Source organism: Xanthomonas sp. DAR33341 (assembly GCF_003992815.1).
In the GTDB taxonomy this organism is placed as follows: domain Bacteria; phylum Pseudomonadota; class Gammaproteobacteria; order Xanthomonadales; family Xanthomonadaceae; genus Xanthomonas; species Xanthomonas cissicola.
Genome location: NZ_QEYV01000040.1, coordinates 13206 through 32438, shown reverse-complemented (window position 1 = coordinate 32438; position 19233 = coordinate 13206). Strand labels below are relative to the sequence as shown.

At 63.6% G+C, this 19233-nt stretch carries 14 protein-coding genes and 1 pseudogene; 8 read left to right on the top strand and 7 right to left on the bottom strand.

Annotation, left to right across the window (positions count from 1 at the left end; genetic code table 11):
* The first annotated feature begins 109 nt into the window (after window positions 1-109).
* From EO156_RS21080 to EO156_RS21060, 3 genes are all read left to right on the top strand, one after another.
* Window positions 110-2149, top strand: a complete 2040-nt coding sequence (locus EO156_RS21080) for an NADPH-dependent 2,4-dienoyl-CoA reductase (RefSeq protein WP_026007002.1) — start codon at window positions 110-112, stop codon at window positions 2147-2149.
* Window positions 2150-3503: 1354 nt separating this feature from the next.
* Complete coding sequence (locus tag EO156_RS21065) at window positions 3504-3965, top strand: cell wall hydrolase (RefSeq protein WP_005915848.1); 462 nt, start codon at window positions 3504-3506, stop codon at window positions 3963-3965.
* 420 nt (window positions 3966-4385) lie between these two features.
* On the top strand, window positions 4386-5000 hold the full coding sequence (locus EO156_RS21060; protein WP_003486641.1) for a glutathione binding-like protein: 615 nt from the start codon (window positions 4386-4388) through the stop codon (window positions 4998-5000).
* Between the two features lie 85 nt (window positions 5001-5085).
* Here EO156_RS21060 and EO156_RS21055 read toward each other — a convergent pair whose 3' ends face one another.
* The gene (locus EO156_RS21055) at window positions 5086-6072 is read right to left on the bottom strand and encodes a malate dehydrogenase (RefSeq protein WP_016849983.1); all 987 of its coding nucleotides are present in this window, start codon (window positions 6070-6072) and stop codon (window positions 5086-5088) included.
* A gap of 118 nt (window positions 6073-6190) precedes the next feature.
* Window positions 6191-6685 (bottom strand): peptidylprolyl isomerase, encoded by a 495-nt coding sequence (locus tag EO156_RS21050; RefSeq protein ID WP_003486644.1) that lies wholly within the window; start codon window positions 6683-6685, stop codon window positions 6191-6193.
* Window positions 6686-6926: 241 nt separating this feature from the next.
* Between EO156_RS21050 and typA the strand changes: the two genes are divergently transcribed.
* From typA to EO156_RS21035, 3 genes are all read left to right on the top strand, one after another.
* Window positions 6927-8756 carry a translational GTPase TypA gene (gene typA, locus EO156_RS21045; RefSeq protein WP_003486646.1) on the top strand — a complete coding sequence of 610 codons (1830 nt, stop codon included), beginning with the start codon at window positions 6927-6929 and terminating at the stop codon, window positions 8754-8756.
* A 67-nt stretch (window positions 8757-8823) separates the two neighbouring features.
* Window positions 8824-9243 (top strand): DUF2127 domain-containing protein, encoded by a 420-nt coding sequence (locus tag EO156_RS21040; protein WP_008571656.1) that lies wholly within the window; start codon window positions 8824-8826, stop codon window positions 9241-9243.
* Between the two features lie 103 nt (window positions 9244-9346).
* Window positions 9347-10996 (top strand): amidase, encoded by a 1650-nt coding sequence (locus EO156_RS21035; RefSeq protein WP_016849984.1) that lies wholly within the window; start codon window positions 9347-9349, stop codon window positions 10994-10996.
* A gap of 244 nt (window positions 10997-11240) precedes the next feature.
* Here the strand turns inward: EO156_RS21035 and EO156_RS21030 are convergent, their stop codons facing one another.
* A complete protein-coding gene (locus EO156_RS21030; protein WP_003486654.1) occupies window positions 11241-12368 on the bottom strand; it encodes a mechanosensitive ion channel domain-containing protein in 1128 nt (375 codons plus the stop codon).
* Between the two features lie 85 nt (window positions 12369-12453).
* Window positions 12454-13851: a 3-deoxy-7-phosphoheptulonate synthase class II gene (locus EO156_RS21025; RefSeq protein WP_016849985.1), complete on the bottom strand. Its 1398-nt coding sequence runs from the start codon at window positions 13849-13851 to the stop codon at window positions 12454-12456.
* A 245-nt stretch (window positions 13852-14096) separates the two neighbouring features.
* Between EO156_RS21025 and EO156_RS21015 the strand changes: the two genes are divergently transcribed.
* The gene (locus EO156_RS21015) at window positions 14097-16220 is read left to right on the top strand and encodes a TonB-dependent receptor (RefSeq protein WP_016849986.1); all 2124 of its coding nucleotides are present in this window, start codon (window positions 14097-14099) and stop codon (window positions 16218-16220) included.
* A gap of 93 nt (window positions 16221-16313) precedes the next feature.
* Window positions 16314-16576 (top strand): annotated as a pseudogene (locus EO156_RS21010) (hypothetical protein).
* Between the two features lie 136 nt (window positions 16577-16712).
* On the opposite strand, the gene EO156_RS21005 reads toward EO156_RS21010, so the two are convergent.
* The 3 genes from EO156_RS21005 to rpoA form a co-directional block, all read right to left on the bottom strand.
* Entirely contained in the window at window positions 16713-17231 is a 519-nt protein-coding gene (locus EO156_RS21005; RefSeq protein ID WP_003486663.1) for a disulfide bond formation protein B, read from the bottom strand.
* A gap of 389 nt (window positions 17232-17620) precedes the next feature.
* Window positions 17621-18004 carry a 50S ribosomal protein L17 gene (gene rplQ, locus EO156_RS21000; RefSeq protein WP_003486665.1) on the bottom strand — a complete coding sequence of 128 codons (384 nt, stop codon included), beginning with the start codon at window positions 18002-18004 and terminating at the stop codon, window positions 17621-17623.
* A 180-nt stretch (window positions 18005-18184) separates the two neighbouring features.
* The gene (rpoA, locus tag EO156_RS20995; protein ID WP_002811635.1) at window positions 18185-19183 is read right to left on the bottom strand and encodes a DNA-directed RNA polymerase subunit alpha; all 999 of its coding nucleotides are present in this window, start codon (window positions 19181-19183) and stop codon (window positions 18185-18187) included.
* Window positions 19184-19233: the final 50 nt, after the last annotated feature.

The window sequence follows — 19233 nt, the reverse complement described above, 5'->3', positions numbered from 1 at the left end:
CCTACCAGGCGTCTCCGGGGCATCGGTAGGGCCGCTGCATGCGTCGGGACTTGCCGCCAGGCCGGTTTGCCGGCATCGTGCGCAATCCGTACGCCAGCGTATCCACATCATGTCGCCCGCCACCGGCCCTTCCGCCTTGTCTTTCCCGCACCTGTTCACCCCGCTCGATCTGGGCTTCACGCAACTGCGTAATCGCGTCCTGATGGGCTCGATGCACACGGGCCTGGAAGACCGTGCGCGCGACTTCCCCAAGCTGGCGGCGTATTTCGCAGAGCGCGCCGCCGGTGGCGTGGGCCTGATCGTGACCGGTGGGTTTTCGCCGAATGTGGTGGGCTGGCTCAAGCCATTCGGCGGCAAGTTATCGTGGCCGTGGGAAGTACGCCCGCATCGCCAGGTCACCCGCGCAGTCCACGAACACGGCGCCAAGATCTGCCTGCAGCTGCTGCACGCCGGGCGCTATGCGTACCACCCGCTGTCGGTTGCGCCATCCAGGCTCAAGGCACCGATCAACCCGTTCACTCCGCGCGCGTTGTCGGCCGGCGCGGTGGACCGACAGATCGCAGCCTATGCGCGCGCCGCGCGGCTAGCGCGCGAGGCGGGCTACGACGGCGTCGAGGTCATGGGCTCGGAAGGCTATCTGATCAACGAATTCACCGCCGCGCGCACCAATCGGCGCAGCGACGCCTGGGGCGGCGATGCGAGCAAGCGCATGCGCTTTGCGGTAGAGATCGTGCGGCGCATCCGCGAGGCCTGCGGGCCGGACTTCATCATTATCTACCGGCTGTCGCTGGTGGATCTGGTCGAAGACGGCAACCAGTGGCAGGAAATCCTGGCCCAGGCGCAGGCGATCGAAGCGGCCGGCGCGACCATCATCAATTCCGGTATCGGCTGGCACGAAGCGCGCATTCCCACCATCGCCACCTCGGTGCCGCGCGCCGCGTTTGCCGGGGTCACTGCCAAACTCAAGCCGCATCTGCGCATTCCGGTGGTGGCAACCAACCGCATCAACATGCCGGAGGTGGCCGAGCGCATCCTGGCCGACGGTGCCGCAGACATGGTGTCGCTGGCGCGGCCGCTGCTGGCCGACCCGCAGTGGACCAACAAGGCGCGCGCCGGGCAGTCGCACACCATCAATACGTGCATTGCCTGTAACCAGGCCTGCCTGGATCACGTGTTCGACAACAAGCTGGCCAGCTGCCTGGTCAACCCGCGTGCCGCACACGAGACCGAACTCAACTACACCCCGACTGCCACGCCCAAGCGCATTGCCGTGGTCGGTGCCGGCCCGGCCGGTCTGGCCTGCGCGACGGTGGCGGCAGAACGCGGGCATCGGGTGACCTTGTTCGATGCAAGCGATGCGATCGGCGGGCAATTCAATGTCGCCAGGCGCATTCCAGGCAAGGAAGAGTTCAACGAGACCTTGCGTTACTTCGGCCATCGCATCGAAGCGACCGGCGTGCAGCTGCGTTTGAACACCCCGGTGCAGGCTGCCGATCTGAAAGACTTCGACGAAGTCGTGCTGGCCACCGGCATCGAGCCGCGCAAGGTGGATTTCCCCGGTGCCGATCATCCGATGGTGGTGAGCTACCTCGACGTGGTGCTGGGCCGCCACGTCGCCGCCGACAAGGTGGCCATCATCGGTGCCGGCGGAATTGGCTTTGATGTCGGCGAGTTTCTGGTGCACACGGGCCAATCGCCATCGCTGGATCCGCAGCGCTGGATGGCCGAATGGGGCGTAGATCCGAGCTTCGAAGCGCGCGGTGCGTTGAACAAACCGCAACCCGAGCGTGCCGCCCGTCAGGTCTGGCTGTTGCAGCGCAGCCCCGGCAAGCCCGGTGGACGCCTGGGCAAGACCACTGGCTGGATCCACCGCGCGACGCTCAAGGCCAAGGGCGTCAAGATGCTCGGCGGCGTGGAATATCTGGGCGTGGACGACGCCGGCCTGCGCATTCGCGTGGAAGGCAGCGAACAGCTGCTGGATGTCGGTACGGTGGTGGTGTGCGCCGGGCAGGAGCCGCGTCGCGAATTGCTGGCCGCGCTGCAGGCCAATGGCAAGCAGCCGCATCTGATCGGCGGCGCGGACGTGGCGGCCGAACTGGATGCCAAGCGCGCGATCAACCAGGCAAGTCGGCTGGCCGCGACCCTGTAACGGATTTTCGAGGACGGCGTCACGACGACGCCGTCGTTGCGTTCGGGGCTTGCCGCACGACTGCCGTGCATGCAGCGTTACCGACGTCGACATGCATGCGGATGTGGTGGCCTGCCACGCCGATTCTTTTTCTTGCCGTGCGGATCGGCGATAAGTGCCGCATGCATCGTTACCGCACGCATTACCGCCTGTCGCATTGCGCGCCTACGCGGCAGCGCATCTCGACACGGGCCTGTGTGGTAGACGCGCGGGCACTTCGCGCATCTAAAACGCGCTCAGGTACCGCTTGCTGCCTGCATTGTCGATTCGCAATCGCCGCTACAGCATCAGCGTGCGCTCGTGGGATGCGATGACACCGCGTGTCTTATCGCTTCGACAGAGATTTTCGCAACGTGCATGCACGTTTCTGACGACAGTGCATGCTGCACTGAGTGCAGTACCTGGCGTATCAGCGCCTACTTCGTTTTGGCACCCATTGGTCTTAAAACTTTCGTATCTGACACTTCTGCACTTGAGCATCTTCGCGCTCTTGCGCTCTTGAACATGCGACCTCGCAAACAGATCGCAACGCAATAAGACACACCACTGGCGCATCGAATGCTCGACGAGCTTTCGAAACATCGCTACGTGCCCTCCGAACATCATGCGACAACGGCCATCACGTCGTGATGGCAGATAGCTTTCGCTGCAACAGCTAGCATCTGTACTGCTTCTGATGGCGTGATCAGCGAGATGCGTCAAGACTGCGTATCCATACGCAGAGGAGATGACGCATAACGCGCCAGTGATGCAGCACACACACCGCTGCATCTCAGACGCTAGCACTTTCGCCATCCAGGGCGTCTCCGCGACGCCCGTCTTTCTCGCGCACCCTTGATCGATGTACGAAACCGAATTGCACAACTGCACTCGACAGCACAACCACGCGTGACGAGTGCGTGTATGAAATTTGCGCTTATCAGGAAGGCGGTTTTTTGCCACCAGGCGATCATCCGAACCGATACGCAATGCCGCAGCGCGCGATGTGGCAAACAATTCATGCAAACACAACAGTCGCTTTAACAATGCGACGCAGATTCGATGTTGCGATGCACGCTAGGCTGTTTCACAGCGCGATGCATCGCGGGCAGTCGGAATCGTCAACCCCGCTCATTCAGCCGCGATTGTGTGATCGACGCCTACCTTGCGCCAACTTTTTGACCCACCGCATTTGGTGGGCGCCTTCGGCAGATGGTCTTTCGCCGAAGCATTTGGCGACCGGTGGCAGGTCGCCTCCCCATGACGCCAAGCCCTCTGCACTGGTGCATCCACATTGGATGCTCTGCGGACCGGCCCATACGGAGCAAGGAGTTCTATGAAACTTGTTTGGATACTCTGGCTGTCGCATGTGTTGCCGCAGCCAGCTGCAGATTCGCTGTGTTTGAGTACGACCGTCTATCTGGAAGCGCGCGACCAGACCTTGCGTGGCCAGCAGGCCGTTGCAGAAGTTGCATTGCGTCGCCTGGATAGCGGTTTGTGGGGCGACTCGATGTGCCAGGTGGTCACTGCACGCAAGCAATTCGCGCCGACGATCGTGGCGCCAGGCACGCAGCTGAAGAACGACGATGCCTGGAACAAGGCTTTGGGCGTGGCACTGGCGGCGCAGCGCAACTGGGCATTGCCGGTTGGCCAACGCAAGGAGATCGTGCCGGGCGCCAGCCACTTTGCCGCCAGCGCAATCGCGAGCCCTAGCTGGCGTAATGCCTATCAGGTGGCCACCATCGGCGACCACACGTTCTATCGCGTGCAATCGCTGCGCCCGCGCAACGCGTCCTGAGCGCGGACTGTCGCGGTATCTCTGAGCGTCATACGTCGCTGAGGTCGTTGATTATCGAGATGCAGTGCCGATGCGTCTGACGCGTCTTGATGCGCCCATCTCGAGACACCCATGCGTCGCAGTACAACGGACACACCGCACGCGTGGCGATCGACCGGCGTGGCAGAAAGCGGTATCAGGCACCGACCCGCCTCCCGCACCCGGATAGGTTGCAAAGAAGACCCTGACCAAGCTGTAGCCGCTGTCGCCATTTGCCGCGCTGGCTAGCATGATGGTGCCCTTCGTATCGGCATAACACCAACTTCAGCGACCAACGGGCCAATGGGCGACACCCTGCTCAAGCCTCCAATACCCGCTGCGCGCTCCACACGGCATCGTCTGCCCGCTAAGCTTGGGTCTTCATTTCCGCGTGGATCGTCCATGAAGCTGTATACCAAGCCCGGCGCTTGTTCGCTGGCAGATCACATCGTGTTGCGTTGGTCTGGGCTGCCGTTCGACCTGAGTGTGGTCGATGCGGCGACGATGAAATCTCCCGAGTATCTGCGTCTGAATCCAGCAGGCGCCGTGCCATTGCTGCTGGTCGACGATTGGGCACTGACCCAGAATGCAGCCATCCTCAATTACATCGCCGACATCGCGCCGCTCACCGGCCTATCCGGCGATGGCACCGCGCGCAGCCGTGCCGAAATCAATCGTTGGATCGCCTTCGTCAATGCCGACGTGCACCCCACCTTCAAGCCGATCTTCGGCAGCACCGCGTATCTGCAAGACCCGGCGCTGATTGCGCGCAGCCAGGACGATGCGCGCGTCAAATTGCGCACGCTGTACGCGCGCGTCGATGCGCATCTGCAAGGTCGTACCTGGCTTGCCAGCGACAGCCACACCGGTGCCGATGCGTATTTGTTCGTCACCTTGCTGTGGGCGCAGAAAGCCGCTGTGAATCTGGATGGCTTGAACGCGCTGCAAGCGTTCGTGCAACGCATGCTGGCCGATGCCGATGTGCAGGCTGCACTCAAGGCCGAGGGTCTGGCCTGACAGCGCAGCCGTTTGCCACACGACGCGTAATAACAAAAACGCCGGGCAATGCCCGGCGTTTTCATGACTGCCGTGATCGACCAACTCAGCCCAGCAGGTGCGCCACGCCGCTGCGCTCTTCTTCCAGCTCGGCCAGGGTCTTGTCGATGTACTTCTGGCTGAAGTCGTCGATCGGCAGATCCTTGACGATGGTGTACTTGCCATTTTGGGTGGTGACCGGGAAGCCGAACATCACGCCTTCCGGAATGCCGTAGGAGCCGTCCGACGGCACGCCCATCGTCACCCACTTACCGCTGGTGCCCAGCACCCAGTCGCGGATGTGGTCGATGGCGGCATTGGCCGCGGAGGCAGCCGAGGACAGGCCACGCGCTTCGATGATCGCCGCGCCGCGCTTGCCCACGGTCGGGATGAACGTGGAAGCGTTCCACTCCTGGTCGTTGATCGCATCGCCGATGGAGGCGCCATCGGCGGTGGCGAAACGATAATCCGGGTACATGGTCGGGCTGTGGTTACCCCACACCGCCAGCTTCTCGATGCCGGCCACCGGCTTGCCGAGCTTGGCCGAGAGCTGGCTCAGCGCACGGTTGTGGTCCAGGCGCAGCATGGCGGTGAAATTCTTCGGGTCCAGGTCCGGCGCCGACTTCATGGCGATGTAGGCGTTGGTGTTGGCCGGATTGCCGACCACCAGCACCTTCACGTCGCGCTTGGCGACCTTGTTCAGGGCCGCGCCCTGTGCGGTGAAGATCTCCGCATTGGCCAGCAGCAGGTCCTTGCGCTCCATGCCCGGGCCGCGCGGACGCGAACCGACCAGCAGGGCGACATCGACGTCCTTGAAGGCCACTTCGGCGTCGTCGGTACCGACCATGCCGGCCAGCAACGGGAACGCGCAGTCTTCCAGTTCCATCATCACGCCCTTGAGGGCGGCCTGGGCCTTCTCAATCGGCAGTTCAAGCAACTGCAGAATGACCGGTTGGTCCTTGCCCAGCATTTCGCCGGAAGCGATGCGGAACAGCAGGGCATAGCCGATCTGGCCGGCAGCGCCGGTCACAGCAACACGAACAGGTGCTTTCATGGGGTGTTTCCTCTGCTAAAAAACGTTGGTGGGGGTCGCACGCTGGCGGGGCGCAAGGCCTGGCGGCGCGCATTGACAAGCGAACGGCCGCACATGGCGGCCGTTCGACGGGATGCGATCAGGCGGCGAGGATCTTGTTCCACTCCGCAACGCGGTCGGCCTTGGCGGCCAGCACGGCGTCGGTGTCGCCTTCGATGGTGAGGGTATTGATGGTGTCGCCCTGGGCAACGCTATCGACCACGTCCAGGCCCTGGGTGACCTTGCCGAACACGGTGTGCTTGCCGTCCAGCCACGGGGTGGCGGTGTGGGTGATGAAGAACTGGCTGCCGTTGGTGTTCGGGCCGGCATTGGCCATGGACAGCACGCCGCGCTCGTGGCCGACGCCATTGTTGGTCTCGTCTTCGAAACGGTAGCCCGGGCCGCCGCGGCCGGAACCTTCCGGGCAACCGCCCTGGATCATGAAGTCGGCGATGACGCGGTGGAAGCTCAGGCCGTTGTAGAAGCCGCGCTTGGCCAGGTTGACGAAGTTGGCAACCGTCAGCGGGGCCTTGTCCGGGTACAGCTCGACGACGATCGGGCCGCGGGAGGTGTCGAAAGTGGCGATCAGGGACATAGAAATCCTTGCAGGTTCTGGGGTGATCAATAGCCCGCTAGGATACACCCGGGTGCGTGGCCGGCCGCATGGGTACGACCATCGTCCAACGCTCCCGCCTGCCACGTACCCGGCCCGTCACGCCAGCTGAATGGGCGATCTGAATCGACTCAGGGCAATCGGCAACGGCAGCGCAACGAAACCGCTATAATGTCGGGCTTACCTCATCTCAAGACTGGCGCCAGACAGGGGCCCTTTCCGCATGTCTATCGAAAAACTCCGCAATATCGCCATCGTCGCGCACGTCGACCATGGCAAGACCACCCTCGTCGACTGCCTGCTGAAGCAGTCCGGCACCCTGTCCGAACGCACCGTGTTGGCTGAGCGCGTGATGGACAGCAACGACCAGGAAAAGGAACGTGGCATCACGATCCTGGCCAAGAACACCGCCATCACCTGGCAGGGCAACCGCATCAATATCGTCGACACCCCCGGACACGCCGACTTCGGTGGCGAAGTCGAGCGCGTGCTGTCGATGGTGGACTCGGTGCTGATCCTGGTCGACGCGATGGATGGCCCGATGCCGCAGACTCGCTTCGTGACCCAGAAGGCCTTTGCGATGGGCTTCAAGCCGATCGTGGTGGTCAACAAGATCGACCGTCCCGGTGCACGCCCTGACTGGGTGATCGACCAGGTGTTCGACCTGTTCGACAAGCTCGGCGCCACCGACGAGCAGCTGGATTTCCCGATCGTCTACACCTCCGCACTGAACGGCTACGCAAGCCTGGATTCGGACGTGCGCGAAGGCGACATGACCCCGCTGTACGAAGCGATCATGCAGCACGTGTCGGCCCCGGACGTGGACCCGGACGGCCCGTTCCAGATGCGCATCAGCCAGCTGGACTACAACAACTTCGTGGGCGTGATCGGCATCGGCCGCATCCAGCGCGGCACCCTGAAGAAGAACATGCCGGTCAGCGTGATCGACCGCGAGGGCAAGAAGCGCCAGGGCAAGGTGCTGCAGGTGCTGGGCTTCCTGGGCCTGGAGCGTATCGAGCAGGACACCGCCGAGGCCGGCGACATCGTGGCCATCTCCGGCATCCAGGAACTGACCATCTCCGACACCGTGTGCGCGCTCGATCATCCCGAAGCGCTGCCGGCGCTGACCGTGGACGAGCCCACCATCTCGATGACCTTCCAGGTCAACAACTCGCCGTTCGCCGGTAACAAGGACCTGTCCGGCGGCAAGTTCCTGACCAGCCGCCAGCTGCGCGACCGTCTGGACCGCGAGAAGGTGCACAACGTGGCGCTGAAGGTGGAGGAAGGCTCGGACGCCGACAAGTTCCTGGTCTCCGGCCGTGGTGAGCTGCACCTGTCGGTGCTGATCGAAAACATGCGTCGTGAAGGCTACGAGCTGGCCGTGTCGCGTCCGGAAGTGATCATCAAGGAAATCGACGGCAAGCTGATGGAGCCGATCGAACAGCTGGTGGTGGACATCGAAGAACAGCACCAGGGCGGCGTGATGGAAAAGCTGGGCACCCGCAAGGGCCAGCTGAAGAACATGGAACCCGACGGCAAGGGCCGCGTGCGTCTGGATTACATGATCCCGGCGCGTGGCCTGATCGGCTTCCAGAACGAATTCCGCACCCTGACCCAGGGCTCGGGTCTGCTGTTCCACGTGTTCGACCACTACGGTCCGAAGGAACAGGGCGCGATCGCCAAGCGCCAGAACGGCGTGATGATCGCCAATGCACCGGGCGCGACGCCGGCTTATGCGCTGGGACCGCTGGAAGAGCGTGGCCGCCTGTTCGCCGCCGAAGGCGACAACGTGTACGAAGGCCAGCTGGTCGGTATCCATTCCAAGGACAACGACCTGACCGTCAACGCGATCAAGACCAAGCCGCTGACCAACATGCGCGCCTCGGGCAAGGACGATGCGATCAAGCTGACCCCGGCGATCAAGTACACGCTGGAACAGGCGCTGGACTTCATCGAGGACGACGAGCTGGTGGAAGTCACGCCGAAGGAAATCCGCCTGCGCAAGAAGTTCCTCACCGAAAGCGACCGCAAGCGTGCTGGCCGTTCGGGCTGAGTTGTTGAGCTGACGCGTGAGTGACAAACCCTATAGCCCGGATCCGCGCGCGCATCCGGGACTGCATGTGATCGCCTTGCTTGAGGCGGTCAAGGGGACGCTTGCGCTGTTGGCGGCGACGGGCCTGGAAATTCTGGGCCCGCTCCCGCTGCAAAACGCGGTCATCACCCTGATCCGCCGCTTCAATCTGGACCCCGACCACGGCGCACTGCCGTCGTTGCTCAAGACCATCAGCCCCGATGCAGTGCATCTGGCCGCTGCCGCCATGCTGGCCTATGGCCTGCTGCATGTGGTGGAAGCCTGGGGTCTGTGGCGTGCCAAGGCGTGGGCCTCGGTGCTGGGCTGCCTGTCGGCGGCCATCTATCTGCCTTTCGATATCTACGCCATCGTGCGTCATCCCGGCTGGACCGCCTGGGGCGTGTTGGCGATCAACCTGCTGGTGGTCGGCGTGCTCGCACGCGACCTGGTGCGACGCCGCCGTCGCTGAGCCTGCCTGCCCGTTTGCGGGCACGCCCTCCGTTGTCACCCCGACGCAGCGCCGTTAGCCTGCGACTTCTCCCCGGGGATGACCATCCATGCGATTCACTCTTTTGTCCTTCGCGCTGCTTGCCGCGCTGTGCGGCTGTGCGCATGCCGATGATCCATCGCGTTCTGCGACCGGCACTGCCGACGCGTCCACCGCCCACCCTATCGATCTGAGCGAGGCCGACGTGGCCGGCCTGCAGGCGCGCATGGCCAGCGGCCAGAGCAGCAGCCTGCAACTGACGCGCGCGTATCTGCAGCGTATTGCCAGCATCGATCGCGCCGGCCCCAGGCTCAACGCGGTGATCGAACTCAATCCGCAGGCCGAAGCCGACGCCCGCGCCCTGGACGCCGAACGCAAAGCCGGCCACGTGCGTGGGCCGCTGCACGGGATCCCGGTGCTGCTCAAGGACAATATCGACGCGCTGCCGATGGTCAACAGCGCCGGCTCGCTGGCGCTGGCCGAGTTCCGTCCCGACCGCGACGCGTTTGTGGTGCAGCGCCTGCGCGCTGCCGGTGCGGTGGTCCTGGGCAAGACCAACCTCAGCGAATGGGCCAATTTCCGCTCCACCCAATCCAGCTCCGGCTGGAGCGGACGCGGGGGGCTCACGCGCAATCCGTATGCGCTGGATCGTAATCCCTGCGGCTCCAGTGCCGGCACCGGTGCGGCCATCGCGGCCAGCCTGGCTACCGTCGGCATCGGTACTGAAACCGATGGCAGCATTACCTGTCCGGCATCGGTCAACGGCCTGGTCGGGCTCAAGCCGACCGTTGGCCTGGTCAGTCGCGACGGCATCATCCCGATTTCCACCAGCCAGGACACCGCCGGCCCGATGACCCGCAGCGTCGCCGATGCGGCTGCAGTGCTGCAGGCCATCGCCGCACCCGACCCGCAGGACCCGGCCACCGCCAGGGCACCGGCGACCAGCGTCGATTATCTCGCCCACCTGAAACCCGACAGCCTGCGTGGCGCGCGCCTGGGCCTGTTGCGCAACCCGCTCCGCGAGGACCCGGCGATCGCCACGGCGCTCGACCGCGCCGTGCAGACACTGCGTGCAGCAGGCGCTACTGTGGTCGAGACCGCCCTGGTCACCGATGGCAAGTGGGACGCAGCCGAGCAGATGGTCTTATTGGTCGAATTCAAGGCCGGCTTGAATGCGTATCTGCAAAACCACCACACGCCCGTGGCGACCCTGCAGCAGTTGATTGGGTTCAATCGCAACCATGCGCAGCGCGAGATGCCGTACTTCGGGCAGGAGCTGTTCGAACAGGCGCAGGCAGCGCCCGGTCTCGATGATGCGGGGTATCTGAGCGCGCGCGCCAACGCCAAGCGGTTGGCCGGGCCGGAAGGCATCGACGCAGCCTTGAAGGCAGATCGCCTGGATGCCTTGATCGTGCCCACCACCGGCGCGGCGTGGGTCACCACGCTCGGCAAGGGCGATACCTTCCCCGGCGCCGGCTATGGTGCCGCTGCAGTGGCCGGCTATCCAAGCCTGAGCGTGCCGATGGGACAGACCCAGGGCTTGCCACTTGGCCTGTTGTTCATGGGCACGGCCTGGAGCGAGCCGCGCCTGATCGAGCTGGCGTATGCGTACGAACAACGCAGCCATGCGCGCTTTACGCCTGGCTATGCGCCCAGTGCGCCGGCTGCGCCAGGTCCGGCAACGTCAGGCACGACACCCGTCGCGCCGGCGCAGGGGTCGCGCCAGCATGATTGACCGCTGTGACGCCTTGCGTCCCAGAGGAAGAACCGGCCCGGTGGGTACTTGTGCAAATACCTGCCGAACACATGTGATGCCGGCAGTCGGCGCAATACCACCCGACAAAAGCAGCTACATATCGTAGCGAGCGTCGTCAGGTGGCGTGGCCGGCATGCACGGAACCGCATGTACGAGTAGTCAATGCCAATTCCGAGCACGGCCGCACCCGCTTGGCGGCCATGCAGTTGTTTTCTTGGCCGCGCTAGATGCTGGCCGCAGGCTCGCCGTCTTCGGCGCCCGGCGAGCGCACGCTCTCCTGCGCAATCGGCTCGGCAGGGCGTGATGGCGGCCTTTCCTGCGTCGCGATTTCGGCGCGCAGCCTCGGCAATGCATACGTATGCTCGCGCGTCAGGAAATCGATCATGCGTTCGCGCACCAGGCAGCGCAAATCGAAGGCATCGCCGGAATTGCGTGCGCTTACCAGCAGTCGCACCTGGATGGTGTTGTCGCTGGTGTCGGTAATCTGGGTCACGCACACGCGGCCATCCCATAGCGGTTCGCTGTGGCAGATACGCTCCAGTTCCGCACGTACCGCTGCAATCGGCGTACGGTAATCCAGCCACAGGAACGCGGTGCCGAGCAGGTCGGCACTGCTGCGCGTCCAGTTCTGAAACGGGTTTTCGATCCACCAGGTCAGCGGCACCACCATGCGGCGCTCGTCCCAAATCCGCACCACCACGTACGAGCTGCCGATCTCTTCGATGCGGCCCCACTCGCCTTCCACGATCACCACATCGTCCAGGCGAATCGGCTGGGTCAGTGCGATCTGCAAGCCGGCGATCAGGTTGCCGAACACCGGCTTGGCCGCGATACCGGCCACCAGCCCGATGATGCCGGCCGACGCCAGCAAGGTCTTGCCGATCTGGCGCACCTGCGGGAAGGTCAGCAGCACCACCGAAATGCCGAGCAGGATCACCGTGCCCATCAGCACGCGGCTCAGCACCCGCGTCTGGGTCTGGATACGCCGTGCGGTGAGGTTGTCCGACACCTCGATCGGGTTGCTGCGCAAGATCGCCGCCTCGCCGGCGGCTACCGCGCGTACCAGCAACCAGGTGACGCAGCCGACGATTCCCAGATGCAGCAGATGCTGCACCGCTGCCAGCGCCTTGCCGGCCAACGGGGTCGCTTCGGTGGCGATCCCCAGAAACAACAGCGGTAGGATAAACGCCGCCGGCAGCGTGATCACGCGAATGATGCGCGCACGGCGGTAGTCGCGGCCCTGCATGCGGCGAAACAGCCACAGCATCAACGACCAGGTGACGATGCCCGCCAGCAGCGAGGCACCGAGCGGAATTGCGTATTCGCGGATGACGTTCCAATCGGCAGTCAAACCGTTCCTCCTGTGGGGGGAAAGAGGGATGGCTGCCAGAGCATGCCGCACGCGGCATGAGCATCACGTCATGCGCACACGCCGCTCATGCGCCCAGCGGCTGCGAGGCCGCCTGTTGTTGCTTGCGCACGATCGCCATCGCAATTTCCAGCGACTGTTCGTAGTTCAGACGCGGATCCACGCTGGAGCGATACGCCCGCTCCAGATCCCGCTCGGTGAGCTCGCGCGCACCGCCGGTGCATTCGGTGACATCTTCGCCGGTGAGTTCCAGATGCACGCCACCCAGCCGCGTGCCGGCGGCCGCGTGCAGATCGAACGAGGTCTCCACTTCGTTGCGGATATTGTCGAAACGCCGGGTTTTATAGCCATTTCCGGTGCTTTCGGTATTGCCATGCATCGCATCGCAGACCCACAGCACCCGCCGCCCGTCGCGCTTGACCGCATCCAGCAACGGCGGCAGCTTGTCGGCGATCTGCGCCGCACCCATGCGATGGATGAAGCTCAAACGCCCAGGTTCGTCCTCAGGATTGAGCACATCGATCAGGCGCAGCAGCTGGTCCGGCTGCACCGACGGCCCCACCTTGATCGCGATCGGGTTGCGCACGCCACGCAGGTATTCCACGTGCGCGCCATCCAGCGCGGCCGTCCGCATCCCGATCCACGGGTAGTGCGTGCTGAGATTGAACCAGCCCCACTGCCGCGGCACCTGACGGGTCAGGCCTTCCTCGTACGGCAGCAACAAGGCCTCGTGCGAGGTGTAGAAATCGATGCGATTGAGGTTGTAAACCTCCGCCCCGGACAGCGTTTCCATGAAGCGCACGGCGTCGCCGATCGAGGCAACCATCTTTTGGTAGTCCGCCGCCAGCGGCGAATAGCCCACCCAATCCAGATTCCAGTATTCGGGGTGATGCAGGTCGGCGAAGCCACCGTCGATCAACGCGCGCACGAAGTTCATCGTCATTGCCGAGCGCGAATGCGCGGTGATCATGCGGCGCGGATCGGGCACGCGCGCGGCCTCGGTGAAGGCCGGCGCATTGATCACATCGCCGCGATAGCTCGGCAAGGTCACGCCATCGCGCGTTTCGGTATCGGCCGAGCGCGGCTTGGCGTATTGCCCGGCGAAGCGACCCACCCGCACCACCGGCAAATGCAGGCCGTGCACCAGCACCAGGCTCATTTGCAGCAGCACCTTCAACCGGTTGGAGATGGTGCCCGATTCGCAATCGCTGAAATTCTCAGCGCAATCGCCACCCTGCAGCAGGAAGCGCTTGCCTTCCTGCGCTTCCGCCAGCTGGCGCTTGAGCGCAAAGATTTCCCACGAGGTCACCAGCGGCGGCAGCCCCCCCAACTCGTGCATGGCCGCCTGCAGCGCGTTTTCATCCGGGTACACCGGCAGTTGCAATGCAGGTTTGCCGCGCCAGCTGTCCGGCGCCCACGCTGCGGCGGCGGAATCGGTAACGGAAGTGGCAGCGGAAAGATTCATGAGAGGACTCCTAGGCAGCCTGCGATGTTGGCAGAGCCGGAACGCTACGCAAAGCGCCGGGAGGCCAGTGGCTCCGAATTGCCGCCGCGTCGGTCCGACGTGGCAGTCGCGCGCCGGCCCCTTCGACCTGAACAGCAAACAACATCTCCCGTCGGGCCATGACTTTCGACCTACGCTAGCGCTCGCCAAAGCGCTCAACGTTACAAAATAACAACATCCTCCCTCACCCACCGCGCGAAACCGCCATGACTCCTCGCCTTCTGTCTGCCGCCATCACCGTCGCCTTGCTGGCCGCCCCCATCGGTGCGGCGTTTGCCGCCGATGCCGACTCCGAGCGCACGACCGACCTGGATACGGTCAATGTGATCGCCAAGCTCGAGGCGGCACGCAATGCCCTGTCGCCGGACATCGGCAGCAGCCAATTTGCCATCACCGCTGACGATATCGATCGCCTGCCGCTCGGCGCGGCGACGCCACTCAATCAGGTCCTGCTGCAGGCGCCGGGCGTGGTACAGGATTCCTACGGCGGCATCCACGTGCGCGGCGACCACGCCAACCTGCAGTACCGCATCAACGGCGTGATCATTCCCGAATCCATCTCTGGCTTCGGCCAGAGCCTGGAGCCGCGCATCATCAAGAACCTCAAGCTGCTCGATGGCGCATTGCCGGCACAGTTCGGCGACCGCACCGCTGCGGTGGTCGACATCACCACCAAGAATGGGGCCGAGCTCGGCAATGGCGGCAGCGTCGGCATCACCGCCGGCTCCTACGGCACCATCAACCCCAACGCCTCGCTGTGGGGCAGCAGCGGGCGTTTGAGCTGGTTCGTCAGCGGCGATTACGACCAGAACAAGAATGGCCTGGAAAACCCGGTCGACAGCCTCAACCCCCTCCATGACAAAACCCATCAGGGCAAGGGCTTCGCCGATCTGACCTACCTGGTCAACGAGGACACCCGTCTCAGCCTGCTGGTCGGCTACGCGAACAACCGCTTCCAGATCCCCAACAATCCGGGGCAGACGCCGGCCTTCGATTACCTGGGCACCACCGATTTCGACTCCTCGCGCCTGGACGAGAACCAGCGCGAAAACACCCGTTTCGGCACCCTGGCCCTGCAAGGCACGCTCGGCGACACCAACTATCAGCTCTCCGCCGGCCAGCGTTACAGCAGCGTCGCCTTCTCCCCCGACGTTGCCGGCGACCTGATCTTCAACGGCATCGCCTCGCAAGTGGACCGCAGCAACCGCGCCAATACCGTGCAGGCGGACTTCGCAACGCCCTGGGGCGGATCGCACAGGCTGCGCTACGGCGTGTACGGCAATTTCGAACACGCCATCGCCAGCAACAATTCGTATGTCTTCCCTGCCAACGACGACGGCAGCCAGAGCAGCAACGTGCCGCTGTTCATTCTCGACGGCAGCCGCTTCCATGCCAGCACCTACGCGCTCTACCTGCAGGACGAGTGGAAGATCGGCGAGGACTGGACCGTCAATTACGGCCTGCGCGGCGACAAGTACAAGGCCTTCGGCACGACCGAAGGTCAGCTCAGCCCGCGCCTGGGCGTCATCTGGCGCGCCAGCGACAGCACCACCCTGCATGCCGGATACGCGCGTTACTTCACCCCACCGGCCAGCGAGCTGATCTCCACCAGCGACATCGCGCTCTACGACGGCACCACCAATCAGCAGTCGGCCGGTGACGGCCCGACCACGCCACTGAGCGAGCGTAGCGACTACTACGACCTGGGTATCTCGCAGGTGGTCACCGATCATCTGACGCTTGGCCTGGACACCTATTATCGCAAGGCCGACCGGCTCCAGGACGAAGGCCAGTTCGGTGCCGCCTATGTCTATTCCACTTTCAATTACCGCTATGGCCGCATCCGCGGCGCCGAATTCAGCGCCGACTACACCAACGGGCCCGTGACGGCATATTTCAACCTCGCCTACAGCAAGGCCATGGGCAAGCGGGTCATGACCAGCCTGTACAACTTCGATCCGGATGCGCTGGCCTATACCTACGACAACTGGATCCATCTGGATCACGATCAGAAGCTGACCTCGTCCGGCGGCGTCAACTACGCCTTCAGCGAAGGCAGCAAGGTCGGCCTCAACTATCTGTTCGGCAGCGGCTTGCGCACCGATACCGACACGGTACCCAACGGCGCTTCGCTTCCGTCGTACTTCCAGTTGAATGCCAGCGTCGGTCACGACTTCGACGTCAACACGCATCCGCTGCATGTGCAACTGGCCGCGGTCAATGTCCTCAACCGCAGCTACCAGTTGCGCGATGGTGGCGGCATCGGCGTGTTCGCGCCGCAATGGGCGCCGCGCCGCGGCGTCTATGTGAGCCTGCAGCAGGACTTCTGATTGCGGTGCGAGGCAGCGAATGGACCGGAATAGAACCAGCCCATTCGTTGCCGAAAGGCTGCAGCACGGCTGGCCACGCTGCGTACCGCCTGCATGGCGGGTGCGCATCGTTCGACGGACGTGTACATATCGGCTTATTGATTCGAGCGGTGCCACGATCCAACTGCGATCCACCAGCGCTAGCCAGCGGAAAGAGCCAGTACTCAGTCACGCCTCCGATGTCGCTATTCTCGCTCACGGTCGACACGCCGCAGACGCATGCAAGCGACAGCAACGGCTTCGAGTATGAAGGCCAGGAAGCAGACGCGTCGAGCGAGCGCAGCGCAAGCCACCTTGCGACGAATCAAGGCGCCTGACCTGCAGCGGAAGGCGCGCCTTTTACCCGTCAATTACGCATCAGCGTCGTCTAGGTAACGCACAGCGGCCGTTCCCGTCGCGATGCCCCAGCACGCCTACGAGGCTGCCGCAGGGCATTGCAAAGCGCCGGACCTGTTAGTGATGAACCGAACTACGCCGTACCTTGAAGCCCGCGTATAGGGCCCACAGCGCCAACCCTACGAACCACACCATGCTCCACATCGGCATGCTCAACCCGAGGAAGCGCCAATCGATATTGCCGCAGTCGCCGGTGCCGGTCAGCACGGTGCGGAACACCTCGAAGGGCCCCATCGTCTCGCTCAGAAAGCTCAACGGCGGCCCGCACGAAGACATCATGTCCTTGGGCCGGATCTGCACCCACACATGCCGCGCAGCGATGCCCATACCCACGCCTGCGGCGATGAAACTCAAGACCCCATAGACCTTGCGCCCGGCGGCGGCACGCGGCCCATGCAGCGCGCCAAGCAGGAAAAACACTGCCAGCGCTGCGAAGGCGATCCGTTGGAAGATGCACAGCGGGCAAGGCTCCAGACCCAGATGCAACTGCACATAGATCGCGTAAGCCAGCAATCCTGCGCATGCAAGAAAGCCCAGCAGAAACTGCGCCCGGAAACTCCAACGAAATGGATTCATCGTCACTGCTTGCCTTGGGTCAGGCTGTCGATTATCAGCCATCGCCACGGCCGTGACCACGCATGTCCGAACGGGCGGGCCATCGGGCCAGGCACTGGTGGGATCTTCCGCATGGCCGCGACGAAGACCTGCACGCATTACCCCCATGATCAAGGACACCGGACCAAATACCCAATCTCAGCGACGCGCGGTGCCCTCCGGCACCGGCCCGCATCGACAAGCCGCAGGCGCTTCCACTTGAGGCCTGCTTAGCGGCATCGCCTCATCGTGTGCAGCACGCGTCGGCCGACCGATAGAGCCGACAGCGTTCAGCGCCCCCCCCTTCGACCAGCAATAAAAAAGCCCGGCGTGTGCCGGGCTTTTCAAGAATCTTTATAGAGGCGATCCGATTACTCGGCCACTTCTTCGGCAACGACCGGACGGTCGACCAGCTCGACATACGCCATCGGCGCATTGTCGCCGGCACGGAAGCCAGCCTTCAGGATGCGCAGGTAGCCGCCGGGACGGGTCGCGTAACGCGGGCCCAGTTCGACGAACAGCTTGCCCACGGCTTCCTTGTCGCGCAGGCGAGCAAATGCCAGACGACGATTGGCAACGCCATCGACCTTGCCGATGGTGATCAGCGGCTCGGCGACGCGACGCAGTTCCTTGGCCTTCGGCAAGGTGGTCTTGATCAGCTCGTGCTTGAACAGCGAGGCGGCCATATTGCGGAACATGGCTTCGCGGTGTGCGCTGGTACGGTTGAACTTCCGGCCGGATTTCTGGTGACGCATGAGTATGGTTTCCTAAGGAATATTGAGACTGCTTCAGTGACGTTGTCGCCATCCTGGCGCTGTTGAATGGACTGCGGTTGGTCCGAGCCGGCCGTCCTTTGACCGGATGTCATCGCGGGCTTCGGCCCGTCGATGTAGAAAAACAGCATGGGCGCCCGAAGACGCCCATGCGGTGACGCATTAACCAAGCATGCCGTGCTGGGCGACACCGGCCGGCGGCCAGTTCTCCAGCTTCATGCCCAGAGCAAGGCCGCGCTGCGCCAGCACTTCCTTGATTTCGGTCAGCGACTTCTTGCCCAGATTCGGGGTCTTGAGCAGCTCGACTTCGGTCTTCTGGATCAGATCGCCGATGTAGTAGATGCTCTCGGCCTTCAGGCAGTTGGCCGAACGCACGGTCAGCTCAAGGTCGTCGATCGGACGCAGCAGCACCGGATCCACGCCGCTGGCAGCCGGCTTGGCCGCACCGCGATCGCGGTGGGTGAAATCGCCGAACACCGACAGCTGATCGCTAAGGATGTCGGCGGCGGTGCGCACGGCTTCCTCTGCATCGATCGTGCCGTTGGTTTCGATATCGATCACCAGCTTGTCGAGGTCGGTGCGCTGTTCAACACGCGCAGCTTCCACGGCGTAGGCAACGCGACGCACGGGCGAGAACGACGCATCCAGCATCAGACGACCGATGGTGCGGGTCTCTTCGTCCGGACGACGACGCGCAGCAGCCGGCTGATAGCCGAAACCGCGCTCGATCTTCAGGCGCATGTTCAGCGCCGTGTCCTTGGTCAGATGGCAGATCACGTGGTCGCCGTTGATGATCTCGACGTTGTGATCGGTCCTGATGTCTGCCGCAGTGACCGTACCCGGACCCTGCTTGGACAACGACAGCGTGGCGCTATCGCCACTGTGCATACGAATCGCCACGTCTTTCAGGTTCAGCAGGACGTCGAGCACGTCTTCCTGCAGACCTTCGACCGTGGTGTACTCGTGGAGCACACCGTCGATCTCGACCTCGGTGATCGCAAAACCGGGGATCGACGACAACAACACACGACGCAGGGCATTGCCCAACGTGTGCCCGTAACCGCGCTCCAAGGGTTCGATCACGACCTTGGCACGGTTGTCGGTAAGACGTTCGATCTGCGGACCACGGGGGCGCAGAACCTGGTTGGCGGTAACCGTCATGTTGCGGGGTCTCCTGCGAACCTCCGGCAGTACCGGAGGTTCTCCAATGT